Consider the following 25,642-nt stretch of genomic DNA (forward strand, 5'->3'; position numbering starts at 1 on the left):
ATCGGCCATTCGGCGGTACCTGGACACTGATCGGCCCGAGGGTCAACGCAGGTTACGCTGCCGCCGTGGCGCGATTGCTTCCGGTCCGGCCGGTGACCAAAGCGGTGTCCGCGGTGTCCGCGTTGGTGCCGGATCGGTTGCTCACCGCCGGCATCGCGCTGACCTACCGGCGGTTCGAACCGGAACTGCGGCGGCTGGACGACTTCTGCCCGCGGCGCGGCACCGCGTTGGACGTCGGTGCCTGGTACGGGCCATGGTCGCGGGCGCTGGCCCGGCAGGTGGACACGGTGATCGCGTTCGAGCCCAACCCGGAGGTGGCGGCGGTGCTGGCCAGCACCGTGCCGGGCAACGTGCGGGTGGTGCGGTCCGCGGCCAGCGATCACATCGGCGAGGAAACGCTGTGGGTGCCGGGCGAAGGTCTCGGCACCGAAGGGGTGGCCTCGCTGCGCGCCCCGGCGAACCCGGGCGCCCGCGCGGTTTCCGTGCCCACCACCACGATCGACGCGCTCGACCTCGCCGACGTGACCATGATCAAGCTCGATGTGGAGGGCGCGGAGCTGGCAGCGCTGCGCGGCGCGGCCGACACGCTGCGCCGGTGCCGGCCGGTGCTGCTGATCGAGCTGGAGTACCGGCACGGTCCGGTGGACGAGGTGCTGGCGTTCCTCGGCGAGTTCGGCTACTCCGGCGAGATCCTCCTCGGCCGGACCTGGCGCCCGCTGGCCGGCTTCGATCTCGCCGGGCACCAGCGGGCGGTTGCGCCCCGGTTCCGCGGCTACCTGCACACGGTGTTGCTCGGCGGACCCCGCTACGTCAACAACATCCTGTTCCGGGCGCCATGACCGCCCCGGCCAGCCGAGCCGGCGTACGTGCGCTGGTCACCGCCTCGGCGACGGTCACGCTGGCCACCGTCGTGGTCAACCTGGCCAGCTACGGCCTGATCGCGACCGGCACCAGGGTGCTCGGGCCGGATCACTACGGCGAACTGGCGGCGCTGCTCGGGTTGGTGTTCGTCGGCTCCGTTCCGGCGGTCACCCTGCAGGTGGTGCTGGCCCGGCGGGTGGCGGCCGGAGAGCGCGGCGGGCTGGGCCGGGCGGCGGTGCTCACCGCGGTCGTGGTCGGCGCGGTGGCCGCGGCGACCGTGCCGGTGCTGTCCTTGGTACTGCACATCTCCTTGCCGGCACTGGTCTTCCTGGTCGTGGCGCTGCCGGCGGTGACGCTGGCCGGCGCGCCGACCGGGGCGGTGCAGGGCCTGCACCTGTTCGGCCGGCTGGCCACGCTGATCGTGATCGCCGGGGTCGGCCGCATCGGCGGCGGCCTGGCCGGGCTGCTCGCCGGCGGCACCGCGGCGGCGGCGATGGCCGGGGTGGCGATCGGGTCGTGGCTGGCCCTGCTGGCCGCCGCGGCCGCGGTGCGCGGTCCCGGCCGGACGGTGCTGGCCGCGCCGGGGGAGGGCCGCGGCCCGCTCGGCGAGATCGGCTACGCGGCCCTGACCATGCTCGGCTTCGCCGCGATCAGCACCGCGGACGTGTTGCTGGCGCACCGGTACCTGCCGGCCGAGCAGGCCGGCCTGTACGGCGCGGGCGCGATCGTCACCAAGGCCGCGTTGTGGCTGCCGGCCGCGGTGACCATGATCGCGCTCCCCCGGCTGGCCGTGCCCACCCAACGCCGGGCCGCGCTGCGGGTATCCGCCCTTGCGCTGGCCGGGATCGGTGTCCTCGAGGTGGCCGGCATCCTGCTGCTCGGCCCGTTCCTGTTCCCGCTCGCGGTCGGCGAGGAGTACCGGCCGGTGATCGACTGGCTGTGGCTGTTCGCGTTGGCGGGCGCGGTGCTGGCGATCACCCAGCTCGTGGTCATGTACCGGGTCGCCGGCACCGACCGGGTGGTACCGGTGTTGCTGTGGACCGCGCTGACCGCCGAGGTGATCGTGGTGGCCTTCCGGCACGACACCATCGGCACGATCGTCATCGTCGCCACCGCCACCGCGGCCCTGGTCGTGCTCGCCGGGCTGCTGCTACCGGTGCGTAGCCGGAAGACCACCGAGGATCCACCGGTTCTCGGACAGTTTGGGGTAGGACTGTAGGCATGGGCAGCCGATGTGAGGTGTGGTGGGCACAACCGGCGGTCGAGACCCCACGCCTGCTCGGATTGCTCGACGGCGTTGAGCGGGACCGGCACGCGGCCTACCACCGGGCGGTCGACCAGGCCCGGTTCCTGGCCGGGCGGGTGGTCGGCAAGGCGCTGCTGGCCGCGCGGCTCGGTCTCGAACCCGGTCAGGTGGTGCTGGACAGCACCTGCGCGGACTGCGGGCGCACCCACGGCAAGCCGCGGGTGGTGCGTCCGGAGTCGTTCCCGCCGGATCGCCCGCTGCCCGAGATGTCGATCTCGCACTCCGGGGACCGGATCGCGGTCGCGGTCACCGACGGCGAGCCGGTGGGCGTCGACGTCGAGCAGGAGCGCGACGTCCAGGTGGAGGACCTGGTCCGGATGACGCTGTCGGTCGACGAGCTGCCGGTGTTCGCCGGGGTGCCCTCGGCCGACCGGGACGCCGCGTTCTTCACGATCTGGTCCCGCAAGGAGGCGGTGCTCAAGGCGACCGGGCGCGGGTTGTCCATCGCGATGACCAAGGTGACGGTCAGCCCGTGGGATGCCCCGCCCCGGCTGCTGGCCTCCCGATCGTCCGAAGTGGACGTCGCGGCGCTGCGGATGGCCCAGCTGGACGCCGGTTCCGGGTACCGGGCCTGCGTGGCGGTGCTGGCCGGCCCGAACTTCCCGGCCGACGGCTGGGTGAGCGAGCACGACGCCGGCCCGCTGGTGGCCGGGCTGTCCTGACCGGTCGGCTCAGCCCGACAGCTCCAGTCCCATCGCGCCGAGCAGGGTGCGGAACTTGGCCGAGGTCTCGGCCAGCTCGAGGTGCGGCTGGGAGGCCGGCATGATCCCGGCGCCGGAGTAGAGCTGGACGGTGTGGTCGACGATCTCGGCGCAGCGGATCGCCACCACCCACTCGCCGTCACCGGCCGCGTCGCACCAGCCGACCGCCCCGGCGTAGAAGCCACGGCGGAACGGCTCCAACTCGGCGATGGTGCGCCGGGCCAGATCGGGCGGGGTGCCGCAGACCGCCGGGGTGGGGTGCAGCGCGCAGGCCAGCCGCAGCGCCGAGATCCCCGGGTCGATCAGCTCGCCGGTGACCTGGGTGGACAGATGCCAGACCGCGGGCGTGCTGACCAGCTCCGGCTCCGGCGATACGGCCAGCCGGCGGCAGAACGGCCGCAGCGCGTCCACCACCGCCTCCACCACGACCAGGTGCTCGTCGAGGTCCTTTGCCGAGGCCAGCAGCGCCTCGGCGGCCCGCCGGTCGGCGTCCGGATCGGGGTCGCGCGGCACGGTGCCGGCGATCGGGTTGGCGGTGACCATCGGGCCGGTCCGGCGCAGCAGCAGCTCCGGGCTGGCCCCGACCAGGGTGCGCCGCTCGGCGCCGGCCGGCGGCAGGTCGACCGCGTAGGTGTAGCCGGAGACGTTGGCGCGCAACAGGTTGCCCAGCACCGCGCGCGCCTCCACCGGCACCGCCGTGGTCAGCCGCAGCGCCCGGGCCAGCACGACCTTGCGCAGCTCACCGCCGTTCAGCGCGGCCACCGCGCGGGCGACCCGGCGCTCGAACTCCTCCGGAGCGGGCAGCGGTTCGACCGCGCAACCGGGTAGGGCCACCGGGAACCGGTCGGCGCTGGCCCGCGGTGGCCCGGCCCAGCGCGCCGTCCTCGGCAGCACGACGTGCGGTGAGTCCGCCGGGTCGAACGGAAGGGCGCCGACCGCGACCGGGATGCCGGAGTCGGTCAGCAGCTTGGTCACCAGTCCGGACAGCTCGTCGGGGTCCGGCTCGGTGACGGTGTCCTCGGCACCGGAGGCGAGCAGCGTGCGCTTCGGGGTGGACAGAAAAAACGACCCGGGGCGGTAATCGTTCACCAGCCCGATCGGGTCGCGGTTCGGCTCGCCGTTCGCAGCGCCCACCTGTTCATGATGGCCGGGCGATGCGCCGGCGGTGCGGCCCCGGAGGTGAGACCTTGACCACGCAAGACCACACCTCCGGCGGGCCACCCCAGCTAGGACAGAGCGTCGATCAGGGCGGAGCGCTGCCGCTCGCCCAGGCCGGCGGCCCGGCGGTCCGGGTCGATCCCGGCCTGCTCGAGCAGTGCGGCCGCCTTGACCGCACCGACGCCGGGAACCGCCTTGAGCAGGGCGGACACCTTGGTCTTGCCGACCGTTTTGTCCTCCTTGGCGCGCTTGAGCACGGACGCGATGGTCTGCTTACCGGCCTTGATCGACGCCAGCAGCTCCGAACGCGCCTTGCGCGCCTCGGCAGCCTTCGCCAACGCCTCAGCGCGCTGCTCCGGAGTCAACGTGGGCAGAGCCACTGTCATTTCCTTCCGTTGTCGAGGTCTGAACGGACCGACGCGAACACTGACCGTCACCGGGCTACGAAACCGCTCCGTACCCGGCACGCCGTTCAGCACGGCCGCGCGGTGCCTCCCACCAGTAAACGACAGGCGCCGATGAACATACGCGCGACACGCGCAAACGTCACGGTCCCCCACCCGTCGGAGTGGAAACAACTCTCCGTGACCACACGCGGCGTATCCGCCCCTGCGGGTTATCGTGCACCGTGACGGCCCCCAACGCCCACGCCAGTCAAGGGAGTCTGAACAGCGATGTTGAGCACGATGCAGGATGGACCGCTGTCCATCGCCCACCTGCTCCGGCACGGCAGCCGGGTCCACGCCGCCAGCGAGGTTGTCACCTGGACCGGTGACGGTTCGCGCAGGTCAAGCTACGCAGAGGTGGGACGGGAGGCGGCCCGGCTGGCGCACGCGCTGCGCGGCCTCGGGGTCACCGGGGACCAGCGGGTCGGCACGTTCATGTGGAACAACACCGAGCACCTGGTCGCCTACCTCGCGGTGCCGTCGATGGGCGCCGTGCTGCACACGCTCAACCTGCGGCTGTTCCCCGAGCAGCTGACCTACGTGGTCAACCACGCCGAGGACCACGTGATCCTGGTGGACGCCTCGGTGGCGCCGCTGCTGGCGAACGTGCTGCCCACGTTCACCACCGTGCGGCACGTGATCGTGGCGAACGGCGACGCCGCGGCGCTGACCGCTCCGGACGGGGTCACCGTGCACTCCTACGCCGAGCTGCTGGCCGACCAGCCGGACGAGTTCGACTGGCCGATCGTGGACGAGAACTCGGCCGCGGCCATGTGCTACACCTCCGGCACCACCGGCAACCCCAAGGGCGTCGTCTACTCACACCGCTCGATCTGGCTGCACTCCATGCAGGTGTGCATGACCGACTCGATGGCGGTCTCCCAGGCCGACCGGGCGCTGGTGATCGTGCCGCAGTTCCACGCGATGGCCTGGGGCATGCCGTACGCGGCGTTCATGGTGGGCGCGTCGCTGATCATGCCGGACCGGTTCCTGCAGCCGGCTCCGCTGGCCGCCATCATCGCCGCGGAGAAGCCGACCCTGACCGGCGCGGTGCCCACGATCTGGCAGGGCCTGCTCGGCCACCTCGCCGAGCACCCGCAGGACCTGGCGCCGCTCGGGGACGTGATCGTCGGCGGGTCGGCCTGCCCGCCCGCGCTGATGACGGCGTTCGACGAGCTGGGCGTCAACATCATCCACGCCTGGGGCATGACCGAGACCTCGCCGCTCGGCAGCGTGTCCCGGCCGCCCGCCGGGCTCGACCCCAAGCAGGCCTGGGAGTACCGCATCCTGCAGGGCCGGTTCCCGGCGTCGGTGCGGGCCCGGCTGATCGACGACGACGGTGCCGAGGTGCCGTGGGACGGCGAGAGCGTGGGCGAGCTCGAGGTGTCCGGCCCGTGGGTGACCGACTCCTACTACCGGCTCGAGGACGGCGGGGACGGCTCGGAGAAGTTCGACAACGGGTGGCTGCGCACCGGTGACGTCGGCAGCATCACTCCGGACGGGTTCCTCCGGCTGACCGACCGGTCCAAGGACATCATCAAGTCCGGCGGTGAGTGGATCTCCTCGGTGGACCTGGAGAACCAGGTGATGGCGCACCCGGCGGTGGTCGAGGCCGCGGTGATCGGGGTGCCGGACGAGAAGTGGGACGAGCGGCCGCTGGTCGCCGTCGTGCTGCGGGAGGGGCAGCAGGCCACGCCGGAGGAGCTGCGCGAGTTCCTGGCCGGCAAGGTGGCGAAGTGGCAGGTCCCGGAGAACTGGACCTTTGTCGACGAGGTGCCCAAGACCAGCGTGGGCAAATTCGACAAGAAGCGGTTGCGCGCGGCACATGCCGAGGGACGGCTCGATATCCGCCACCTGATCTGATCTTTGGGTTCATACTGCCGGCATGGACTTCCGGCCGGTACCAAGTGGACACGCGAACCCGGCGGCCCGGCCCGTGCGGCCGGCCGCCGGGTCACGGTTGTGGAAACCGATATCCTGGGGGGCGAGGGATCGGCTCATCGCCGTGGAAGTCGCGCAAAGCCAGGCTGTCCTGTGAGATCAGCGCGCGGTGTGGGGGCTAACCTACCGGTAGGTATGCATCTTATGGCCGATCACCCGAGGGAGGTGACCAGCCTGCAGTCCGAGTCGGTGGCGCCCCAGTCCGACCGGGCGACCGAGCGTTCCCGGAAGCTGAACGCGACGTCGTACGTGGTCCTGGGGATGCTCTGCCACGGCCCGGCCACCAGCTACGACCTCAAGCAGCGGATCGCGTACACGATCGGCAACTTCTGGGCGTTCGCGCACTCGCAGATCTACGACGAGCCGGTGCGCCTGGTCGCCGACGGGCTGGTCACCGAAACGGTCGAGCAGGGCGGCCGGCGCAAGCGCACCTACTCGATCACCCGGGCCGGGCGCACGGCGCTGCGGGACTGGCTGGCCAGCAACACCCACGAGCAGACCGAGATCCGGGATCTGGGGCTGCTCAAGCTGTTCTTCGCCGCGTTCGGCGACAAGGAGGACCTGCTCCGGCTGGCAAGGGACCGGTACGAGTCGCACCGGGCCCGGGCGGACAGCTACATCGAGCAGTACGAGCGGATCGTGGACGCGGCCGATCCGTGGCAGGTCAAGACGCTCGAGCTGGGGATGCGCTACGAGCGCACGGTCGAGCAGTTCTGGGCGGACTTCATCGCGGAGCTGGAGGGCACGGACCAGCCGGACGCCAAGTGACGGCGAAGCATTTACAAACCCGGTGACGAGCGCGAAAATCACCACCATGCGCGCGCACCCGTTCCGGCTTCGCCTCGCCCGGCTGTGCACCGTCGTCGTCGTGGGGGCCGCCATGGCTGTGTCGCTCCCGGCCGGCGCCGTTGCGGCACCGGACCCGGCGCCGGTCGACTTCCACCAGTGGCGCTCGCTGCCCGAGCTGCTCTCCGGCCGCACCGAAGGCCTGCTCCCGGCCCCGCTCGGGGGTCTGCGGATCGGCCGGCCGGTGGGCACCGTCGAGCACACCGAACCGGACCTGGGCACCACCCGGCGCTACGAGTACGGCCGGTGGACCTCGCCGCTGTACCGGCCGGGGTTCGACGCCAACCAGCTGGTCGCCTCCTGGAACGCCCGCACCCCGGCGGCGACCTGGCTCCAGGTGGAGATGCAGGGCCGCACCGACGCCGGGGTGAGCACCGCGTGGTACGTCATGGGCCGCTGGGCGCTCGGCGACACCGACGTCATCCGGACCAGCCTGCCCGCCCAGTCCGACGAGTCCGGCTTCGTCGACGTGGACACGTTCGTGGCGCGCGGCGCCGTGCGGCTGCGGGCCTACCAGCTGCGGGTCACGCTGTACCGGGAGGCCGGCAGCCACGCCTCCCCCACCCTGGCCATGATCGGCGCGATGGCCTCGGCGGTCCCCGACCGGTTCACCGTCCCGTTGTCCGCGCCCGGCCCCGCACGCGGCATCGAACTGCCGGTGCCGCGGTACTCGCAGAACATCCACATCGGCGAGTACCCGCAGTACGGCGGCGGCGGGGAGGCCTGGTGCAGCCCGACCTCGACCGAGATGGTGGTCGAGTACTGGGGTCGCCGGCCCAGCCCGGCGGACCTGGCCTGGGTCGATCCGTCCTATCCGGACCCATCGGTGGACCACGCGGCCCGCTACACCTACGACAAGGACTACGACGGCACCGGGAACTGGCCGTTCAACACCGCCTACGCGGCCAGCTTCGGCCTGTCCGGGCACGTCACCCGGCTGAAGTCGCTGACCGAGCTGGAGCGCTACATCCGGGCCGGCATCCCGGTGGTCACCTCGCAGTCGTTCCGGGCCGACGAACTGGACGGCGCCGGGTACGGCACCGCCGGGCACCTGATGGTGATCGTCGGGTTCACCGAGAACGGCGACGTGATCGCCAACGACCCGGCGTCGAGCGGCAACGACGAGGTGCGCAACGTCTACCGGCGCGACCAGTTCGAGACGATCTGGTTGCGCACCAAGCGATACACCGCGAGCGGCAGCGTGGCCGGCGGCTCCGGCGGGATCGCCTACATCATCAAGCCGGTGTGGTGGCGCGGCCCGTAACCTCGCCGGGTGGAGCTGTTGTTCGTGTACGGCACGCTGCAACCCGGGGCCAGCCACTGGCACCTGCTCGAGCCGTGGGTGACCGGAACGCCGCGACCGGCCCGGTTGCCCGGCGTGCTGTACGACACCGGCCGCGGCTATCCGGCGCTCGAACTGCGCGCGGACGGGCCGGGGGTGCCGGGATGGGTGGTTGCGCTGCGCTCGCCGAGCGATCCCGCGCTGGCCGTGGTGGACTCCTACGAAGGCCCGGAATACCAGCGGGTCCGGGTGACCCTGCCGGACGGAGTCCGGTGCTGGACCTATGTCTGGGTCGAGGGATTCGACGGGATGCGCCGGCTCGAGGAGCCGTGGCCGGCCGGATAAGGGGGTGGCACGGGTGTTTCGGCCCGTCGTCGTCGCCTGCTGCCTTGCCGGCGCGGGCCTGGCCGGGTGCGGTGCGCCGAGCCCGGACCCCGCGGCCGGCTCGGGCACGACCACCACGACCGCCGGCCCGCCGGCCACCGCCTCGACCGCCCCGTCGCTCGGCGACGTGCCGCGGTGCGAGACCGGCTGGCTGACCGGCAGCGTCAGGCCGCTGGAACCGGCCGCCGGCAACCGGTACGCGCAACTGGTGCTGACCAACACCGGCGGTCCGCTGTGCGCCATGTACGGCTACGGCGGCCTGCAACTGGTCGACGCACAGGGAACGCCTAACCCGACCGACCTGGTGCGCACCCCGGACCCCGGACCGACGCTGGTGAGCCTCAAGCCCGGCGAGGCGGCGGTCAAGAAGCTGCACTGGACCGTGGTGCCGTCCGGCGACGAGCCGACCACCGGGCCGTGCCAGCCGCCGTCGGCCGGCGCCAAGGTGATCCCGCCGGACGAGACCACGGCCCTGTCGGTGAACTACGACTTCGGCTCGGTCTGCGCCGGCGGCAAGATCGAGGGCAGCGCCTACTTCCGGGCCTGATGGGCGGATTTTCGGTGAATCGCTGGTCAAATCGACGGCCCGAGGAGCAGGCTGGGCCCCATGAGCGAGCTTGCGAGCGAATCTCCAACACTGCGCCGCCGCCGAGCCCGCGAGGCGGCGGGCCGGAACAGCACCGAGCTTGCGAGGGGCTGGAACGAATGAGTAGCGAGCAGATCATCGCGACGCCTCGTACCGAGCGGCTGGAGCCGGTGACCGGGCCGGAACCGGACCCGGACCCGCTCGCCAAGATCACCCTGACCCCGCGCCGGTTCGCCGCGGTGCTGGCCACGGTCGGGCTGCTGGTCGGCCTCCTCCTCGCCCTGCTGCCGGTGCACGTGGCCGGGCCGGATCCGGCCAACCCGACCAGGGTCAGCTGCGGCAACACAATCGGCGGCGTCGAGTCCGGTTCCGTCGCCGGCGGTCTGGACCGGCCCGGCGAGGACACCATGGTCGCCTACGTCGACATGTGCGAACGCGCGATCGGTGCGCGGGTGTTCTACGCCTGGCCGATGTTCTTCGCCGGCGGCCTGGTGATCATCTGGCTCGGCGTGGTGCGCCGGCCGGTGACCTGACCGGGTCGGCGTCAGACCAGCTTGCCGGGGTTGAGCACCCAGTTCGGATCGAGCGCCTCCTTGACCGCGCGCAGCACGTCCACGCCGAGCGGGCCGATCTCCGCACCAAGGTAGGGCGCGTGGTCGACGCCGACCGCGTGGTGGTGCGTGATCGTCCCGAATGGACGGATGGCGGCGCAGGCCGCCGCCTTGGCCGCCGACCACTGGCCGATCGGGTCCTCGTCGGAGCGCGGGGCGATCACCGTGAAGTACAGCGACGCGCCGGTCTCGTAGGCGTGCGAGATGTGGCAGGCCACCACCGGAACCTGCCCGGCCACCTCCAGCGAGCTGGTCAGCGCCTCCCGCACCGCGTCGCGCAGGAGGTCCAGAGATGACCAGTAGGTGGCGGTCTCCAGCGTCTCGACGCACACGCCCTGGTCCATCAGCGCGTCCCGCTGGCGCGGACCGGAGAACCGGCCGGCGCGCCATTTCTCCCCCACCGAGCGTCCCAACCCGACGGTGCGCACGCCCCGCAGCGCCCGCAAGGTGGCCGCCCGGCGAGCCCGCACGGCGTCCGTCGCGGTGTCCTCCCAGCCGAGGATCAGCAGGCACGGCTCGCCGATGCCGCGCAGCCGCAGATAACGGCGCAGTGCCGCGGTTTTCCACCCGCCGGACAGGCTCAGCGCCATCTCGGTCTCGGTGGGGTCGGACAGCCGGGTCACGTCGGCCAGCACCCGGGCCTGGGCCAGCGCGCGCACCGCGGCGGCCCCGGCGGCCCAGCCGTCCACCACGAACCCCTCGTAGCGGCGCACCGACGGTCGCGGCCGCACCCGCAGGGTCACCTCGGTGATCACGCCGAAGGTGCCCTCGCTGCCCACCACGAGCTGACGCAGGTCCGGACCGGCCGCCGAGGCCGGCGCCACGCCCAGCCGCCACTCGCCGCGCGGGGTGGCCAGCCGCACGCCCTCGATCATGTCCTCGAACCTGCCGTAGCCGGCCGAGGCCTGGCCGGAGGACCGGGTCGCGGCGAACCCGCCGAGGGTGGCCCGCTCGAACGACTGCGGCACGTGGCCGATGGTCAGCTCGTGCGGCAGCAGCAACCGTTCCGCCTCCGGCGCGACCACGCCGGCCTGGAAGGTGGCCAGCCGGGACACCGGGTCCACCGACACCAGCCGGTTCAGCCGCACCAGGTCCAGCGCCACCACGGCCGCGCAACCGCCGCGCAGCGCCGTCACGCCGCCGACCACCGAGGTGCCGCCGCCGAACGGCACGATGCCGACGCCGTGCTCGGCGCAGCACTCGACCACCCGCTGCACCTGGTCCGGGTCGGCCGGCAGCAGCACCGCGTCCGGCACCGCCAGCTCGCCGGATCCCCGGTGCCGCAACAGGTCCAGGTAGGACAGTCCACCGGCCCTTGCCAGCCGCTCGGCCGGGTCGAGCAGCAGGTGCTGTTCGCCGACGATGGCGGTCAACGCCGCGTGCGCCGGCTCCGGCAGGGCCGACTCCGGCACCGGGAACGTCGAGCCGGGTGCGACCGGCGTGCTCCGCTCGACCAGTCCGGTGCGGGTGCGCAGCCAGCGCATCACGTGCGCCGGCAGGTGTGCGGCCTCGGCGCCCTCCGGCGTCCAACCGCACCGGACCCCGGGGTCCAGGTGTTCCACAGGCTCTGTCACGCGCTACAGTGTGACACATGACGTCAAAACGTCACACCGCACCGTCACCCAACCGGGTGGAAGACGACACGCTGCTGGACGCCGCCCGGGCCTGTGTACTGGCCGACGGGGTGCGCCGGACGACGCTGTCCAGTGTGGCGCGGGCCGCCGGGGTCAGCCGGATGACGCTCTACCGCCGGTTCCCCGACGTGCGCAGCCTGCTCGCCGCGCTGATGACCCGGGAGTTCGGCACGCTGCTGACCCGGGCCGGTGCGGCCACCTCGACCTCCGCCAGCGCGCGCGAACGCCTGGTCGCGGCCACCGTGGACGGCGTGTGCGCGTTGGTGATGGAGCCGCTGATGCGCACCCTGCTCGACCGCGACGCCGAGCTGCTGCTGCCGTACCTGGTCGATCGGGTCGGCACCGTGCAGCGCAGCGCCGAGCTGTTCCTGCGCGAGCAGCTGATCGCCGGGCACCAGGACGGCTCGGTGCGCCGGGCCGACCCGACCGTGCAGAGCCGGGCGATCTACCTGGTGGCGCAGTCGTTCGTGGTGTCCATGCGCCCGGCCACCCGGGACGTGGACCGGGTGGCGCTGGTCGGCGAGCTGACCCAACTGCTGGATGCGGCCCTGCGGCCGAAGACCGGGGAGGACCGGTGAACACGTCTCTGGATGCCGGACGGCGGGCCCGCGAGCTGGACGCGCTGACCGAGGTCGACCTGCTGGTGGTCGGCGGCGGCGTGACCGGGGCCGGGGTGGCTCTCGACGCCGCCTCCCGCGGTCTGTCGGTGGCCCTGGTCGAGGCGCACGACCTGGCCTTCGGCACGTCGCGCTGGTCCAGCAAGCTGGTGCACGGCGGGCTGCGCTACCTGGCCCGTGGCGACGTCGGGTTGGCGCACGAGAGCGCGGTGGAGCGCGGAATCCTGATGACCCGCACCGCGCCGCACCTGTCCCGGCCGCTGCCCCAGCTCATTCCGTTGCACGACACGGTTTCCGGGCGTACCGCTCGGCTGGCCATGGCCGGGCTGCGGGCCGGCGACGGGCTGCGCCTGCTCGCCCGCACCCCCGGTTCGCTGCTGCCCCGGCCGCGCCGGGTGTCCGCCCCGGAGGCCCTGGCGCTGGCGCCCGGCCTGCGCACCGCCGGCCTGCGCGGAGGGCTGCTGTCCTTCGACGGCCAGCTCACCGACGACGCCCGGCTGGTGGTGGCGCTGGCCCGGACCGCGGCCGGGTTCGGCGCCCGGATCCTGACCAGGGTCCGGGCCCTCGCGCTGACCGGCACCGGAGCCGAGCTGCGCGACGAGCTGACCGGTCGGGTCTTCTCCGTGGCGGCCCGGGCCGTGATCAACGCCGCCGGGGTGTGGGCCGGCTCGCTGGTGGACTCCGTGCGGCTGCGCCCGTCCCGCGGCTCGCACCTGGTACTCGACGGCACCGCGCTCGGCCTGTCCGGCACGGCCCTGACGGTCCCGGTCCCGGGCGGCTTCGGCCGGTTCGTCCTGCTGCTGCCGCAACGCGACGGCCGGGTCTACCTCGGCCTCACCGACGAGCCGGTCTCCGGCCCGATCCCGGACGAGCCCACCGTCCCCGCGTCCGATGTGGACTTCCTGCTCGAGATCGCCTCGTCGGTGCTGCGTCGCCCGCTGACCTCCGCCGACGTCCTCGGCAGCTACGCCGGCCTGCGCCCGCTGCTGGACACCGGCGGCGCCACCGCCGACCTGTCCCGGCACCACGCCGTGCTCACCGCACCGTCGGGCGTGATCACCGTGGTCGGCGGCAAGCTCACCACCTACCGCAAGATGGCGCAGGACGCGGTCGACGCCACCAACCTCCCCGCCGGCCCCTGCCGCACCCGCGGGCTCCCCCTCGTCGGCGCCGCCGCCCGCCCCACACTGTCCACTCTGGACGCCGGACCCCGCCTGGTCGCCAAGTACGGCACCGAAGCCCCACGGATCGCCGCACTCGCCGAACTCGACCCCGAGCTGGGTCGCCCGGTCGCGCCCGGCCTTGAGGTGACCGGCGCCGAGATCGTCTGGGCGGTCCGCCACGAAGGCGCCCTCGACCCCGACGACGTCCTGCACCGCCGCACCCGCATCGGCCTGGTCCCCACCGACCTCGCCGCCGCCCGCCCGGCAGTCGCCGACCTCGTCGGCCGCACCCTCGCCGGCCTGGAGGCGTCCGCGCCCTAAGGGGTCAGCTCGATGGCGCGGACGCGGTCGGCGGCGCGTTGGACTTCGTCGGGGGTGCCGTGGATTTCGAAGTGCATCTCGTCGACGGCGGCGTTGCGGAAGTCGCCGCCCCAGCGGACCACCTGGACGTCATAGAGGATGCGGCGGAGTTCCTCGATCTGGGCGGTGCTGAAGGTTCCGGCGCGGCCCTGCGGGTGGGCACCCCAGTTGGCGTCCACGGCGGTGCCGCTGGCGTGGTTGGACCAGACGCCGGTGTTGCCGATGGTGCGGGGGTTGTAGCCGCCGGTGGTGGCGGCGTCCAGCGGCTCGACGCCTTGGTTGAACCGGGTGAGCACATGGATGAGGATGTCGCCGGCCGGACCGCGGGCCACCGAGATCCGCACGTTGGTGCCCGGGATGGTCGTGGTCTGCAGCGGCGGGTTGATCGGCCAGCCGTTCTGCGAGGTGACCGCGGGCGGGCGGGTGACGGGCTGCCCCTGAGCCAGTTGGGTGTTGCCGGGCTGCGCCTGAGCCGACTGGGTGTTGCCGGTGAAACCGTCGTAGCGGTAGTTCGGACCGCCGTCGAAGTTCTGCCGGGTGATGTCCGGCGCCGCGCCCTGCGGCGAGGTGCCGGCGGAGACGTTGCCGCCGTAGTTCAGGTTGGACCCGGTGATCTGCGCCGTCTGGTTGCCGCTGGCGATGTTGCCGACCGTGTTCATCAGCTGCTTGACCGCCTTGACCAGCTGCATGACCTTCTGCACCAACTGGAGGATCTTCTGCAGGGTCTGGATCAGCTTCTGGATCTTCATCAGGCACTTCTGCGCCGACTGCACCGCGGTCATCACCGACTGCGCGATGCCCTTGGCGATGCTGGCCCCGAACGAACCCCAGGCAGCGGCCAGCGCCTCGATGATGATCATGATGATCCTGTTGCACGCCTGGTTGATCAGGTCCATCACCATCTTGCGCACCTCGGCGAGCGCCTTGCCGGCACCGGCCAGCGCACCGGAGATGCCCTGGCACACCTGGGACATGCTGTCCAGGTTGGTGGCCTGGGTCTCGCCGGTGGTCCGGTAGGCGTCGCCGGCCGCGCCGGTCCAGGAGGCGGTCTCCCGCCGGGACGCGTCCCGGTACTGCTGGGCGCTGTTCACCAGCTGCTCGGCCGACCGGATGAAGCCCTGGGCGCTGGTCATGATCGAGTTGGCGTCGCCGAGCAGCGCGTCGAACGGCTCCCGGAGGAACTTGATGTGCCCGATCAGCCAGCCGAACCCGGCCGAGGAGATCGACCCGAGCGGGTCGCCGCCGAGGTTGATGATGTCCATGGCGACGTTGGTCGCGCCCATCCCGGCGGAGAGCCAGTCCCCGCGGTCGATCGCGGACGCGGTGCCGCGCACGTCGTTGTAGAGACCCTGGGCGGTCGTCTGGCCGCGGTTCGCCGTCGTGCCCGGACTGCTCATCGCCGTTCTTCCCCTCCGGTCACAGCCAGGAGCTGGGCGTGCGCCTGGTCCACCTGCTGGTAGAGGTCGGCGACATCGCGCAGACCGTTGTGCACGTCGACGAACGACTTGGCGGCGCCCAGCAACCCGTCCCGGACCAGCTCACTGGCCATGATCAGCGCCGAAGCGAAGAACTTGCCGACCACGCCGTATGAGTCGCCGCCCACCGACGAGGCGGCCATGTTGACCGCCGAGCTCACCTGGTTCGAGATGGTCGCAACGGTCTGCGCGTGCTGCCGTACTTCGGCCACGTTGACGGCAAAACTGTCTGCCATGGTTGTCCACCGATCGCTCTACTGGATGACTTCCGGGGGATTTTCGAAGTAGTCGTCGTCGGATCTGGTGTCCGGCTTCAGGTCCGGGTTCTCCGCATCGTCCTTGCCGTCGCCGCTGTAGCCCTCCGGCAGGGCGTGCTTGACCACGTCGAGCGCCTCGGACTCGCCGACCAGGCCGCGCATCGCCTCGACCACCTGGGCGCCGGCGTCGCGCTGGGCCTGCCGGGTGGTCTCCAGGATCAGCCGGGACAGCCGCTCCGGGTCCATGTCCCGCACGCTGGGCCGCAGCTCGAGGTCGGTGGTGGCGCCGCTGGCGCTGACCCGTACCAGCACCTCGCCGTCCGGCGACGTGGCCATGCCGCCGACCGCGCGCAGCGCCTTGTCGGTCTGCTCGGCGCGCTCGGCGACCGCCTTCAGCTTCTCGTCGTACTGCAGGAGCCACTGCTGTGGGTCCATCGGGCGCCCCTCCAATGGTCCATCACGGATCATCGTAAGTCTTTGACGGAGCATGCCCCATCCGGTTCCCCCGGGAGAGCGGTTTGGGAAAACTTTCTCCAGGCCATGCCCGCGCGATCGACTCTACGACGAGGCGGGATACTTGGTCACGGGGTGCAGCCGAGGAAGGGGTCGCGCGTGCCACCACCGGCACTGGAGATCGACGGGATCTCCAAGCGGTACGGCGAGATCGTCGCCCTGCGGGAGCTGACCTTCGACGTGCGGGCCGGGGAGCTGTTCGGGTTCGTCGGCAGCAACGGTGCCGGCAAGACCACCACGATGCGGATCGCGCTCGGCGTGCTGGCCGCGGACGCCGGCCAGGTGCGCTGGGCCGGGGAGCCGGTCACCCTGGCCGCGCGGCGCAGGATCGGCTACCTGCCCGAGGAACGCGGCCTCTACCCGCGGATGAAGGTGTTGGACCAACTGGTCTACCTCGCCGAGCTGCACGGCATGTCGACCAACGACGCGCACCGCGCCGCCGAGCACTGGATCGCCCGGCTCGGGCTGCGCGACCGGCGCGGCGACGAGGTGCAGAAGCTGAGCCTGGGCAACGCGCAACGGGTCCAGCTGGCCGCCGCGCTGGTGCACGACCCCGAGGTGCTGGTGCTGGACGAGCCGTTCTCCGGGCTGGACCCGGTGGCGGTCGACGTGCTGAGCCAGGTACTGCGTGAGCGCGCGGCCGCCGGCACCCCCGTGCTGTTCTCCAGCCACCAATTGGATCTGGTGGAGCGGCTCTGCGACCGGGTGGGCATCATCGCCGCCGGCCGGCTGGTCGCCTGCGGCACGGTGGCCGGGCTTCGCGCCGGCGGCGGCACCCGGCTGGTGGTGCACGCGCCGAACGCCCCGGCCGACTGGGCCGCCGGAATCGCCGGGGCCGAGGTGCTCGGTGTCCACAATGGATGGACAACTCTGTTACTGGAGAACGAAAGCGACGACCAGGCCGTGCTGTCGGCGGCGCTGGCGACCGGGCCGGTGCACGAGTTCAGCCGGCGGGCGCCGTCCCTGGCCGAGCTGTACCGCGACGTGGTCGGCAAGGGGGCCGGGTGAGGAACCACTCCCCGGCCCGCATGGTCCGGCTGATCGCCCGGCGCGAGCTGAACACCAGGCTGCGCACCAAATCCTTCGTGATCGGCACCGTGGTGTCCATTGTGGTGCTCGCCGGGTTCGTGTTGATGCAGAGCACGCTGTTCAGTACTGCCAACACACTCCTCGTCGGACTGAACGGCCAGGCGATCGCGGTGGCCGAGCAGCTGACCCGGACCGGAGAGCAGCTCGGCCGGGACATCGCGACCCGGGAGATCATCGACGCCGAGGCCGGCCAGCAGCTGGTCGCCGACGGCGAGCTGGACGCCCTGGTCAGCGGTCCGCCGGCCGGCCTGCAGGTGCTGGTGCGCGAGGAGCTGGACCCCGACCTGCAGGTGGCGTTGGACGCGATCGTGCAGCAGCAGGTGCTCGAAGCCCAACTGGCCGCGGTCGAGGATCTGGACGCCGAGGCGGTGCTGCAGACGGTGGCCGGCGCGCATGCCGAGGTCGACGCGCTTGAGGAGCCCGACCCGCAGCACGGCCAGCGGCTGGGCACCGCGCTGCTGATCATCGCGCTGCTCTACGTCTCGCTGGTGCTCTACGGCACGGCGGTGGCCCAGGGCGTGATCGAGGAGAAGTCCAGCCGGGTGGTGGAGCTGCTGCTGTCCACGGTGCGACCGTGGCAGCTGCTGTCCGGCAAGGTGGTCGGCCTCGGCCTGGTCGGACTGATCCAGCTGGCCGTGATCGAGGGGGTCGGGTTGCTGCTGGCCGTGCTGACCGGCGTGCTGGGCACCTCCGGCATCGCGGCCGGCTCGGTGCTGTGGGGCCTGGTCTGGTACGTGCTGGGATTTTTCCTGTACGCAACGGTGTTCGCCGCGGTCGGGTCGCTGGTCTCCCGCCAGGAGGACGCGCAGCCGGTACTCACCCCGATCACCCTGATGCTGGTGCTCGCGTTCGTGCTCGGCTTCGGGGTGCTGGCGCAGGACCCGACCAGCACGGCCAGCACGGTGCTGTCCCTGATCCCGCCGTTCTCCCCGATCCTGATGCCCGGCAAGATCGCCCTCGGCGCCGCGCCGGCCTGGCAGATCGTGGCCGCGATCGGCCTCACCCTGGCCGCGGTCGCCGTGCTCACCGCGATCGGCGGCCGGATCTACCACAACGCCGTGCTGCGCATGGGAACCCGGGTTCGGCTGCGGGACGCGCTGCGCGGGTAGGGGTTACCGGCCGGACTCAGCGCCGGTCCACCGACAGGTAGTCGCGCTCGGTCGGACCGGTGTAGACCTGGCGCGGCCGGCCGATCTTGGTGGCCGGGTCGTTCATCATCTCGCGCCAGTGCGCGATCCAGCCGGGCAACCGGCCGAGCGCGAACAGCACGGTGAAGAACTTGGTCGGGAACCCCATCGCCCGGTAGATCAGACCGGTGTAGAAGTCCACGTTCGGGTAGAGCTTGCGCTCGATGAAGTAGTCGTCGGCGAGCGCCCGCTCCTCCAGGCTCTTGGCGATGTTCAGCAACTCGTCGTCGCCGCCGAGCCGGCCGAGGATCTCGTCCGCGGTCTTCTTGATGATGGCGGCCCTCGGGTCGTAGTTCTTGTAGACCCGGTGGCCGAAGCCCATCAGCTTGATGCCCTCCTCGCGGTTCTTCACCTTCTTCACGAAGGTGTCCACATCGCCCTCGTCGTCCCGGATCCGCTCGAGCATGTCCAGCACGGCGCTGTTGGCCCCGCCGTGCAGCGGCCCGAACAGCGCGTTGATCCCGGCCGAGATGCTGGCGAACAGGTTGGCCTCGGACGAGCCGACCAGCCGCACAGTGGAGGTCGAGCAGTTCTGCTCGTGGTCGGCGTGCAGGATGAACAGCAGGTCCAGCGCCCGGGCCAGCTCCGGGTCCACCTGGTAGGGCTCGGCCGGCAGACCGAAGGTCATCCGGAGGAAATTCTCCACCAGTCCGAGTGAATTGTCCGGATACAGGAACGGCTGACCGACCGATTTCTTGAACGCGTAGGCCGCGATCGTCGGGAGCTTGGCCAGCAGCCGGATGGTGGAGATCTCCACGTGCTGCTGATCGAACGGCTTCAAACTGTCCTGATAGAAAGTGGACAGTGCGGACACCGCGGAGGACAGCACCGGCATCGGGTGCGCGTCGCGGGGAAAGCCGTCGAAGAACCGCTTGAGATCCTCGTGCAGTAACGTGTGTTTGTTGATCTTTTCGGTGAACTCGGCCAGCTCGGTCGCGGACGGCAGCTCGCCGTAGATCAGCAGGTAGCTGACCTCGATGAAGGTCGATCGCTCCGCCAGCTGCTCGATCGGATAGCCGCGGTAACGCAGGATTCCGGCGTCCCCGTCGATATAGGTGATCTCCGACGAGCAGGCGGCCGTGTTGACGAAGCCCGGATCGAGGGTCACCAGGCCGGTGGTCGCCAGCAACTTGCCGAGGTCGATGCCTGGGGCGCCTTCCGCGGCCGGCTTGATGGTCATCGTGTGCTCGCCGCCGTGATGGCTGAGCACAACGGTGCCGGGGTTCGTGGTCCCGTCAGGCATGCAAGTCCCTCTCGCAGTCTTTGCGGATTGGGGTCTCCCATTCTTACGCTAGTGCTCCGCGCGCGCTACGGACACTTTTCCGGCGCGATGTCGATCACAACCGGTCAGGCCGGGTCGAGCTCGGCGGCGTAGGGCGGCTCGGCGCCGGCGCGGGAGACGGTGACCGCGGCGGCCCGCGCGGCGAAACCGAGGGCGGCGCGCCAGGCGTCCACGGGTACCGCGCGGAGGGCGTCCGGGCTGGTCACGCCGGTGCGGTGCAGCCAGCACAGCAGCGCACCGTGCACGGTGTCGCCGGCCCCGATCGTGTCCACCACGGTGACCCGGGGGGCCGGCACGTCCAGGTGCCCGCCGTCGCCGGTGAGCACCGCGAGGCCGGCACCGCCCCGGGTGAGCACCGCGGCGGCCGGACCTTCAGCCAGCCACGAGCGCACCACGGCCAGCACGTCAGCCTCCGGCGTGCCGGAATCCAGCGCGGCCAGCCAGCGAGCGTCCTCAACGGACAACTTCAGCAGGCCGACGTCGGGCAGCCAGGAGGCGAACCGGGCCCGGTGGCCGTCCGGGTCGGACACCAACACCGGCCGGATGTTGGGGTCCAGCACGGTGAGGCCACCGCGCCGGGCGTGCCGGCGCAGCAGCGACTCGTAGGTGCTGGCGCCGGGCTCGAGCAGCAGCGAGAGGGTGCCGAGGGAGAGCGTGTCGACCTCGGGCGGCAGTTCGCCGGGATCGGCCACCAGCCGGTCGGCGGTTCCCTCGACGTGGAAGGTGTACCGGGCCGACCCGTCCGGGCCGATCCCGGCCACCGCGAGCGTCGTCGGCTCCGGCCCGCGCTGGACCAGCCCGGTGTCCACACCGGACCGGTGCAGCCTGCGCAGCAGCGCATCGCCGAAGGCATCGGTGGACAGCCGGGACAGGAACCGCACCGGTGCGCCGAGCCGGCCGGCGGCGATCGCCACGTTGTACGGCCCACCACCGGGAAACGGGCGCAGCGGGGCGAGCCCATCGTCCACAGTGGAGGAGACCGGAACCAGATCGATGAGGGCTTCGCCACCGACGACTATCACCCCGCCGTTATAGCATCCCTACCGATCAGTAGGACGTCATACTGTTTACATGCCTGCCGATCGACTGTTGCCCACCACCGAGGCCGAGGACCTCATCAAGCTCGTCCGCGAGATCGCCCGGGACGAACTGGCCCCGCTGGCCGCCCGGTACGAGGAGGAGGAGCGGTTCCCGCGCGAGCAGTTCCGGCTGCTCGGCCGCAGTGGGCTGCTCGGGCTGCCCTACCCGGAGCAGTATGGCGGCGGAGCCGTCAACTACGAGGTCTACCTGCAGGTCCTCGAGGAGCTCGCCAGCGCCTGGATGACCGTCGGCGTCGGGCTCTCGGTGCACACCATGTCGTGCTACGCGTTGGCCGAGTACGGCACCGAGGAGCAGCGCGAGCGCTGGCTGCCGGACATGCTGGCCGGCGAGTTGCTCGGCGCCTACGCGCTGTCCGAGTCGCACGCCGGGTCGGACGCCGCGGCCCTGGCCACCCGGGCGATCCGGGACGGCGAGGTGTACCTGGTGAACGGCACCAAGTCCTGGATCACCCACGGCGGTCAGGCCGACTACTACACGACCATGGTGCGCACGTCCGACGACGGCGGGAAGGGGATCAGCTGCCTGCTGGTGGCCGCCGCGACCCCGGGGCTGTCCGCGTCCTCGCCGGAGCGCAAGATGGGCCTGACCGGCTCCCCCACCACCCAGATGATCTTCGACGACGCCCGGGTGGACGCCGACCGGCTGATCGGCCGGGAGGGCACCGGACTGAAGATCGCGCTGAGCTCGCTGTCCTCCGGCCGGCTGGGCATCGCCGCGTGCGCGGTCGGGCTGGCCCAGGCCGCGCTGGACGAGGCGGTCCGGTACGCCAAGCAGCGCACCCAGTTCGGCCGCCCGATCATCGACTTCCAGGGGGTGGAGTTCCTGCTCGCCGACATGGCGGCCGCGGTGGAGTCGTCCCGGGCCACGTACCTGGAGGCGGCCCGGCGCCGGGACCGCGGCCTGCCGTTCCAGCGCCAGGCCTCGATCGCCAAGCTGATCGCCACCGACGCCGCCATGCGGGTCACCACCGACGCCGTCCAGGTCCTCGGCGGCGCCGGCTACACCCGCGACTTCCCGGTCGAGCGCTACATGCGCGAGGCCAAGGTGCCGCAGATCTTCGAGGGCACCAACCAGATCCAGCGGCTGGTCATCGCCCGCGAGCTGCGCGGCACCTGATCAGCGGGACTCGGTGTAGAACGGGCTGACCGTGACGCCCTCGCCGGTGTGCTCGTCGAACCGGTAGACCTCGCGGCCGCCGATGAAGACCCGCATGGCGCGGCTCATCACGTCAAGCGGATCGCCGGACCAGATCACCAGGTCGGCGTCCTGGCCGGGGGCGATGCTGCCGACCCGGTCGGCAAGGCCCATGATCTCGGCCGGGTTGACGGTGATCGAGCGCAGCGCGGTGTCGGCGTCCAGACCTTCCTTCATGGCCAGCGTGGCCTGGTGCACCAGGAAGTGGATCGGCACCACCGGGTGGTCGGTGGTGATCGCGATCTTCACCCCGGCCCTGGCCAGGATCCCGGGGTTGCGCAGCGACCGGCGGCGCAGCTCGACCTTGAGCCGGCTGGTGAACAGCGGCCCGATGATCACCGGGATGTTCTTCGCCGCCAGCAGATCGGCCAGCAGGTGGCCCTCGGTGCCGTGGTCGATCACCAGCCGGTAGCCGAACTCCTCGGACAGCCGGATCGCGGTGACGATGTCGTCGGCCCGGTGGCTGTGCTGGCTCCAGGACAACTGCCCGTCCAGCACCCGGACCAGCGCCTCCAGCGTGGTGTCCCGGGTGAACGGCTCGCGCTCCCGCTCGGCGTGCTCGCGGCGCAACCGGTAGTCCTGCGCCGCGACGAACGCGTCCCGGATCACCGCGGCCACGCCCAGCCGGGTGGACGGCAGCTTGTCCTTCTCGCCGTAGACCCGCTTGGGATTCTCACCGAGGGCGCTCTTGATGCTCACCGGCTCGCGGATCACCATCTCGTCGGCCGTGCGGCCCCACGCCTTCACCGCGACCGTCTGGCCGCCGATCGGGTTGCCCGAGCCCGGTTTGACCACGATCGTGGTGACGCCGCCGGACAGCGCGTCCCGGAAGCCCTCGTCGTCCGGGTTGATCCCGTCGATGGCACGCAACCGGGCGCCGTTCGGATCGGTCATCTCGTTGACGTCGACGCCGACCCAGTGCTCACCCTCCTCAAGCACCCCGACGTGCCCGTGCGCCTCCACGAAACCGGGCAACAGCCAGGAACCGGACACATCGACGGTCTCCGCGTCGTCCGGAATGTCCACGTCGACCGGCTTGCCCACGGCGACGATCTTGCCGTCCGCCACCAGAACCGTGCCGTCCTCGATCGGCGGGCCGGATACCGGAACCACGTACCCGCCCAGGAATGCGGTAGTCACAGCGGCATGATCCCCCAGCGTCCGGCCCAGGACTTACCGGGCTCCAGATGTATCAGGTCGGTGCCCGAGTTCAGCGCGTCCGGCGGGCAGGTCATCGGCTCGATGGCCACGGCGAACCCGCCCTGGTCGTTCGGGAAGTCGGACGGCGTGAACACCTGCACCCAGCGGAAACTGCGGTCCGCCCACACCTCGACGCCGCCGCGCGGATGCCACAGCGCGTGCCGGATCACGCTGCCGCGTGGCTTGCAGCCGCCGAACGCGTGGTCCAGGTCCGGCATCTCGCAGACCAGCCGGCCCCGCCGGAAGTCCAGGTCGGAGCCGCGGATGTCCACCGCGGGGCCACTCGGCACCATGCGCACCGGGTCGAGCGGCAGCATCGTGGTCGCGGCCAGCTTGAGCTCGCAGTCGGACATGCTCACCCGGCCGGTCCGCAGGTACGGGTGCGCCCCGACGCCGAACGGCATGACCGCGTCGCCCAGGTTGTGCATGCCGTGCGTGACGTTCAGCCCGCGCAGCCCCAGCTCATAGGAGATGCTGGTGCGAAAGGGAAACGGCCAGCCGGGCTGGGGCTCGACGGTGACCTCCATGGTCACCTTGGCCTTGGTGTGCTCGGTGACCTTCCAGGTCTCCTGCCGCACCAGGCCGTGGATCGCGTTGCCCCTGGCCGGCTCGGTGATCTCCAGGTCCTGCGGTTTCCCGTCGTGAGTCCAGCGGGCGCCGGCCACCCGGTTGGGCCACGGCACCAGGATCGCCCCGGCGCCAAGCGGCGGTTCGACGTCCTCGCCGAAAGTTTCGGTGTAGGGCACGCCTTCCGCCTCGAAGGCGCGCAGCCCGGCACCGACCGTCGTGACGATCGCTCGGGAGCCGGACTGGCTGATCTCCAGCTGTTCCCCGGTGGGTCCGCTCATGGGGATGAGCTTAGGGCTCGGCCGGGCCGGCGACCACGCCGCCGCGCCCGGCCGGCTGCGGTCCTACTTGGACAGTGCGGAAGTGTCGTCCGATTCGTTGGCCCGCACACCCTTTTTGCGCAGGTACAGCCAGTTGACGATCCAGAGCAGAACGCCGAGGCCGATCAGGATCAGGGCGATCACGTAGTCGCTGGCCGGCCGCCCGGACAGCACCGGGATCGCGAGGTACCCGCACAGTACGGCGGCCAGCAGCGGCGCCCAGGTCGGTGCGACGAAGTGCTTGTGCGACACGGTTTCCCGGCGCAGCAGCAGCACCGCGACGTTGACGATGGTGAACACGATCAGCAGCAACAGCGCCGTGGTGCCGCCCAGCTTGCTCACCCCGTCGGCGCCGACGGTGGCCACCAGTACCGCCGCGATCCCCGTGGTGACCAGGATCGACACCCAGGGCGTGCGCCGGAACGGGTGCACGATGCCGAACGCGCCCGGCAGGATCCGCTCGTTGGACATGCCGTACAGCAGCCGGCTGGCCATCAGCATGTTGATCAGCGCCGAGTTGACCACCGCGAACAACCCGATGAACGCGAACAACCGCAACGGGAAGTCCGGGGCACCGACCGTGATCACCTGGAGCAGCGCGTTCGACCGGGCCGCCGCGAGCTGGTCGGCCGGGATCAGCAGCGACGAGGTGAGCGCCACCAGGATGTAGATCACCGCGGCCGCGCCGAGCCCCAGCAGCAGGGCCTTCGGGAAGATCCGGGGCGGATCCACGCATTCCTCGGCCATGTTCACCGAGTCCTCGAAGCCCACCATCGCGAAGAACGCCAGCGAGGTCGCGGCCGTGATCGCCAGCAGCCAACTGGTGTCCGCGGTGTTGATCTCGGTCAGCCGGCTCGGCTCCCCCTTGCCGCCGGCGACCGCCAAGACCCCGATCGCGATGATGATCAGCAGACCGGACAGCTCGATGCAGGTCAGCACCACGTTGGCCTTGACCGACTCGGACACCCCGATGAAGTTGATCGTGGCCAGCATGAGGATGAACAGCACCGCCACGATCGCCACGACCGTCGGCGTCACCGTGATCCCGAACGACGCCGGCAGGTAGGTCGCGCCGAACGCCCGTGCCGCCGCCGACGCCGAGGTGATCCCGGAGCACATGACGGTGAACGCCACCAGGAACGTCAGGAACGGAACCCGGAACGCCCGGTTCGTGTAGAGCGCCGCCCCCGCGGCCTGCGGGTACTTCCCGGACAGTTCCAGGTAGCTGAACGCGGTCAGGAACGCCACCACGAACGCCACCAGGAACGGCACCCAGAGCGCCCCACCGATCCGCCCCGCCACACTGCCGGTCAGCGCATAGATCCCGGTCCCCAGCACATCCCCGATCACGAAGAAGAACAGCAGCTTCGGCCCGATCGCCCGCTTCAGTGCGGGCTGCCCCGTGGGTGTCTCAGTCGCCATTCCCCAGAGTGTGCCGGATCACACCACCACAAACCATCCCATCCCGGTTAGCTCCCCCACCCCAGTTCCGCACCCGCCCGAGTCGCCAATTCCAGCACCCGAGTCGCCGGTGACAACACGGCGAGTTCCCGGTTCCGGC

Annotated in this window: 25 protein-coding genes; 14 read left to right on the plus strand and 11 right to left on the minus strand. The window is 71.4% G+C overall.

The window, feature by feature from the left end:
* The first annotated feature begins 65 nt into the window (after positions 1–65).
* Genes VFV67_RS32605 through VFV67_RS32615 form a run of 3 tightly spaced genes read left to right on the plus strand, consistent with a single transcriptional unit; the run spans position 66 to position 2,829 of the window.
* Positions 66–839 (plus strand): FkbM family methyltransferase, encoded by a 774-nt coding sequence (locus VFV67_RS32605; RefSeq protein ID WP_326474552.1) that lies wholly within the window; start codon positions 66–68, stop codon positions 837–839.
* Positions 836–2,080, plus strand: a complete 1,245-nt coding sequence (locus VFV67_RS32610; RefSeq protein WP_326474553.1) for a hypothetical protein — start codon at positions 836–838, stop codon at positions 2,078–2,080. Before VFV67_RS32605 ends, VFV67_RS32610 begins: the two co-directional genes overlap by 4 nt.
* A 2-nt stretch (positions 2,081–2,082) precedes the next feature.
* Positions 2,083–2,829, plus strand: a complete 747-nt coding sequence (locus tag VFV67_RS32615) for a 4'-phosphopantetheinyl transferase family protein (protein ID WP_326474554.1) — start codon at positions 2,083–2,085, stop codon at positions 2,827–2,829.
* Between the two features lie 9 nt (positions 2,830–2,838).
* Here VFV67_RS32615 and VFV67_RS32620 read toward each other — a convergent pair whose 3' ends face one another.
* Together VFV67_RS32620 and mihF are read right to left on the minus strand one after the other, a co-directional pair.
* Positions 2,839–4,002 carry an isochorismate synthase gene (locus VFV67_RS32620; protein ID WP_326474555.1) on the minus strand — a complete coding sequence of 388 codons (1,164 nt, stop codon included), beginning with the start codon at positions 4,000–4,002 and terminating at the stop codon, positions 2,839–2,841.
* Between the two features lie 92 nt (positions 4,003–4,094).
* Entirely contained in the window at positions 4,095–4,406 is a 312-nt protein-coding gene (gene mihF / locus VFV67_RS32625; RefSeq protein ID WP_326474556.1) for an integration host factor, actinobacterial type, read from the minus strand.
* Between the two features lie 294 nt (positions 4,407–4,700).
* On the opposite strand from mihF, the gene VFV67_RS32630 reads away from it, so the two are divergent.
* From VFV67_RS32630 to VFV67_RS32655, 6 genes are all read left to right on the plus strand, one after another.
* Positions 4,701–6,335 (plus strand): long-chain fatty acid--CoA ligase, encoded by a 1,635-nt coding sequence (locus tag VFV67_RS32630; protein WP_326474557.1) that lies wholly within the window; start codon positions 4,701–4,703, stop codon positions 6,333–6,335.
* A 243-nt stretch (positions 6,336–6,578) separates the two neighbouring features.
* Positions 6,579–7,181, plus strand: coding sequence for a PadR family transcriptional regulator (locus tag VFV67_RS32635; protein WP_326474558.1), 603 nt, complete (start codon positions 6,579–6,581; stop codon positions 7,179–7,181).
* A gap of 46 nt (positions 7,182–7,227) precedes the next feature.
* Positions 7,228–8,523 carry a C39 family peptidase gene (locus VFV67_RS32640; protein ID WP_414636394.1) on the plus strand — a complete coding sequence of 432 codons (1,296 nt, stop codon included), beginning with the start codon at positions 7,228–7,230 and terminating at the stop codon, positions 8,521–8,523.
* A gap of 9 nt (positions 8,524–8,532) precedes the next feature.
* On the plus strand, positions 8,533–8,886 hold the full coding sequence (locus tag VFV67_RS32645; RefSeq protein ID WP_326474560.1) for a gamma-glutamylcyclotransferase family protein: 354 nt from the start codon (positions 8,533–8,535) through the stop codon (positions 8,884–8,886).
* 13 nt (positions 8,887–8,899) lie between these two features.
* Complete coding sequence (locus tag VFV67_RS32650) at positions 8,900–9,472, plus strand: DUF4232 domain-containing protein (protein ID WP_326474561.1); 573 nt, start codon at positions 8,900–8,902, stop codon at positions 9,470–9,472.
* Positions 9,473–9,630: 158 nt separating this feature from the next.
* Positions 9,631–10,044: a hypothetical protein gene (locus VFV67_RS32655; RefSeq protein WP_326474562.1), complete on the plus strand. Its 414-nt coding sequence runs from the start codon at positions 9,631–9,633 to the stop codon at positions 10,042–10,044.
* Between the two features lie 11 nt (positions 10,045–10,055).
* Here VFV67_RS32655 and VFV67_RS32660 read toward each other — a convergent pair whose 3' ends face one another.
* Positions 10,056–11,606 carry an FAD-binding oxidoreductase gene (locus tag VFV67_RS32660; protein WP_414636395.1) on the minus strand — a complete coding sequence of 517 codons (1,551 nt, stop codon included), beginning with the start codon at positions 11,604–11,606 and terminating at the stop codon, positions 10,056–10,058.
* A gap of 107 nt (positions 11,607–11,713) precedes the next feature.
* Here VFV67_RS32660 and VFV67_RS32665 point away from each other — a divergent pair, with 107 nt between their 5' ends.
* Both VFV67_RS32665 and VFV67_RS32670 read left to right on the plus strand, forming a co-directional pair.
* Positions 11,714–12,334 (plus strand): TetR/AcrR family transcriptional regulator, encoded by a 621-nt coding sequence (locus VFV67_RS32665; protein ID WP_326474564.1) that lies wholly within the window; start codon positions 11,714–11,716, stop codon positions 12,332–12,334.
* Positions 12,331–13,857: a glycerol-3-phosphate dehydrogenase/oxidase gene (locus VFV67_RS32670; RefSeq protein ID WP_326474565.1), complete on the plus strand. Its 1,527-nt coding sequence runs from the start codon at positions 12,331–12,333 to the stop codon at positions 13,855–13,857. The genes VFV67_RS32665 and VFV67_RS32670 overlap by 4 nt, the downstream gene beginning before the upstream one ends.
* Here VFV67_RS32670 and VFV67_RS32675 read toward each other — a convergent pair.
* Genes VFV67_RS32675 through VFV67_RS32685 form a run of 3 tightly spaced genes read right to left on the minus strand, consistent with a single transcriptional unit; the run spans position 13,854 to position 16,063 of the window.
* Positions 13,854–15,293 (minus strand): M15 family metallopeptidase, encoded by a 1,440-nt coding sequence (locus VFV67_RS32675; protein ID WP_326474566.1) that lies wholly within the window; start codon positions 15,291–15,293, stop codon positions 13,854–13,856. The two genes, VFV67_RS32670 and VFV67_RS32675, sit on opposite strands and share 4 nt — an antisense overlap.
* The gene (locus tag VFV67_RS32680; protein WP_326474567.1) at positions 15,290–15,607 is read right to left on the minus strand and encodes a type VII secretion target; all 318 of its coding nucleotides are present in this window, start codon (positions 15,605–15,607) and stop codon (positions 15,290–15,292) included. The genes VFV67_RS32675 and VFV67_RS32680 overlap by 4 nt, the downstream gene beginning before the upstream one ends.
* A gap of 18 nt (positions 15,608–15,625) precedes the next feature.
* Complete coding sequence (locus VFV67_RS32685) at positions 15,626–16,063, minus strand: YbaB/EbfC family nucleoid-associated protein (RefSeq protein ID WP_326474568.1); 438 nt, start codon at positions 16,061–16,063, stop codon at positions 15,626–15,628.
* A gap of 177 nt (positions 16,064–16,240) precedes the next feature.
* Here VFV67_RS32685 and VFV67_RS32690 point away from each other — a divergent pair, with 177 nt between their 5' ends.
* Positions 16,241–17,149: an ABC transporter ATP-binding protein gene (locus tag VFV67_RS32690; RefSeq protein WP_326474569.1), complete on the plus strand. Its 909-nt coding sequence runs from the start codon at positions 16,241–16,243 to the stop codon at positions 17,147–17,149.
* Positions 17,146–18,339, plus strand: coding sequence for an ABC transporter permease (locus VFV67_RS32695; RefSeq protein WP_414636391.1), 1,194 nt, complete (start codon positions 17,146–17,148; stop codon positions 18,337–18,339). The genes VFV67_RS32690 and VFV67_RS32695 overlap by 4 nt, the downstream gene beginning before the upstream one ends.
* A gap of 16 nt (positions 18,340–18,355) precedes the next feature.
* Here VFV67_RS32695 and VFV67_RS32700 read toward each other — a convergent pair whose 3' ends face one another.
* Both VFV67_RS32700 and VFV67_RS32705 read right to left on the minus strand, forming a co-directional pair.
* The gene (locus VFV67_RS32700) at positions 18,356–19,660 is read right to left on the minus strand and encodes a citrate synthase (RefSeq protein WP_326474570.1); all 1,305 of its coding nucleotides are present in this window, start codon (positions 19,658–19,660) and stop codon (positions 18,356–18,358) included.
* A gap of 104 nt (positions 19,661–19,764) precedes the next feature.
* Positions 19,765–20,721: a carbohydrate kinase gene (locus tag VFV67_RS32705; RefSeq protein ID WP_326474571.1), complete on the minus strand. Its 957-nt coding sequence runs from the start codon at positions 20,719–20,721 to the stop codon at positions 19,765–19,767.
* A gap of 49 nt (positions 20,722–20,770) precedes the next feature.
* Between VFV67_RS32705 and VFV67_RS32710 the strand changes: the two genes are divergently transcribed.
* Complete coding sequence (locus VFV67_RS32710; RefSeq protein ID WP_326474572.1) at positions 20,771–21,916, plus strand: acyl-CoA dehydrogenase family protein; 1,146 nt, start codon at positions 20,771–20,773, stop codon at positions 21,914–21,916.
* Here the strand turns inward: VFV67_RS32710 and VFV67_RS32715 are convergent, their stop codons facing one another.
* The 3 genes from VFV67_RS32715 to VFV67_RS32725 all read right to left on the minus strand — a co-directional run bounded on the left by VFV67_RS32715 (position 21,917) and on the right by VFV67_RS32725 (position 25,503).
* A complete protein-coding gene (locus VFV67_RS32715) occupies positions 21,917–23,134 on the minus strand; it encodes an amidohydrolase (RefSeq protein WP_326474573.1) in 1,218 nt (405 codons plus the stop codon).
* Positions 23,131–24,042, minus strand: a complete 912-nt coding sequence (locus tag VFV67_RS32720; RefSeq protein WP_326474574.1) for an aldose 1-epimerase family protein — start codon at positions 24,040–24,042, stop codon at positions 23,131–23,133. The genes VFV67_RS32715 and VFV67_RS32720 overlap by 4 nt, the downstream gene beginning before the upstream one ends.
* A gap of 63 nt (positions 24,043–24,105) precedes the next feature.
* The gene (locus VFV67_RS32725; protein WP_326474575.1) at positions 24,106–25,503 is read right to left on the minus strand and encodes an APC family permease; all 1,398 of its coding nucleotides are present in this window, start codon (positions 25,501–25,503) and stop codon (positions 24,106–24,108) included.
* Between the last annotated feature and the right edge of the window lie 139 nt (positions 25,504–25,642).

Origin of the sequence: Actinophytocola sp. (assembly GCF_035762905.1) — a bacterium.
Taxonomy (GTDB): domain Bacteria; phylum Actinomycetota; class Actinomycetes; order Mycobacteriales; family Pseudonocardiaceae; genus DASYTH01.

Coding starts and splice junctions, on each gene's coding strand:
- VFV67_RS32615 (WP_326474554.1), top strand. CDS start 2,083: ATGGGCAGCCGATGTGAGGTGTGGTGGGCACAACCGGCGGTCGAGACC.
- VFV67_RS32700 (WP_326474570.1), bottom strand. CDS start 19,660: ATGCCTGACGGGACCACGAACCCCGGCACCGTTGTGCTCAGCCATCAC.
- VFV67_RS32660 (WP_414636395.1), bottom strand. CDS start 11,606: ATGCGCTGGCTGCGCACCCGCACCGGACTGGTCGAGCGGAGCACGCCG.
- VFV67_RS32710 (WP_326474572.1), top strand. CDS start 20,771: ATGCCTGCCGATCGACTGTTGCCCACCACCGAGGCCGAGGACCTCATC.
- VFV67_RS32680 (WP_326474567.1), bottom strand. CDS start 15,607: ATGGCAGACAGTTTTGCCGTCAACGTGGCCGAAGTACGGCAGCACGCG.
- VFV67_RS32640 (WP_414636394.1), top strand. CDS start 7,228: ATGCGCGCGCACCCGTTCCGGCTTCGCCTCGCCCGGCTGTGCACCGTC.
- VFV67_RS32685 (WP_326474568.1), bottom strand. CDS start 16,063: ATGGACCCACAGCAGTGGCTCCTGCAGTACGACGAGAAGCTGAAGGCG.
- VFV67_RS32610 (WP_326474553.1), top strand. CDS start 836: ATGACCGCCCCGGCCAGCCGAGCCGGCGTACGTGCGCTGGTCACCGCC.
- VFV67_RS32665 (WP_326474564.1), top strand. CDS start 11,714: ATGACGTCAAAACGTCACACCGCACCGTCACCCAACCGGGTGGAAGAC.
- VFV67_RS32720 (WP_326474574.1), bottom strand. CDS start 24,042: ATGAGCGGACCCACCGGGGAACAGCTGGAGATCAGCCAGTCCGGCTCC.
- VFV67_RS32630 (WP_326474557.1), top strand. CDS start 4,701: ATGTTGAGCACGATGCAGGATGGACCGCTGTCCATCGCCCACCTGCTC.
- VFV67_RS32675 (WP_326474566.1), bottom strand. CDS start 15,293: ATGAGCAGTCCGGGCACGACGGCGAACCGCGGCCAGACGACCGCCCAG.
- VFV67_RS32655 (WP_326474562.1), top strand. CDS start 9,631: ATGAGTAGCGAGCAGATCATCGCGACGCCTCGTACCGAGCGGCTGGAG.
- VFV67_RS32725 (WP_326474575.1), bottom strand. CDS start 25,503: ATGGCGACTGAGACACCCACGGGGCAGCCCGCACTGAAGCGGGCGATC.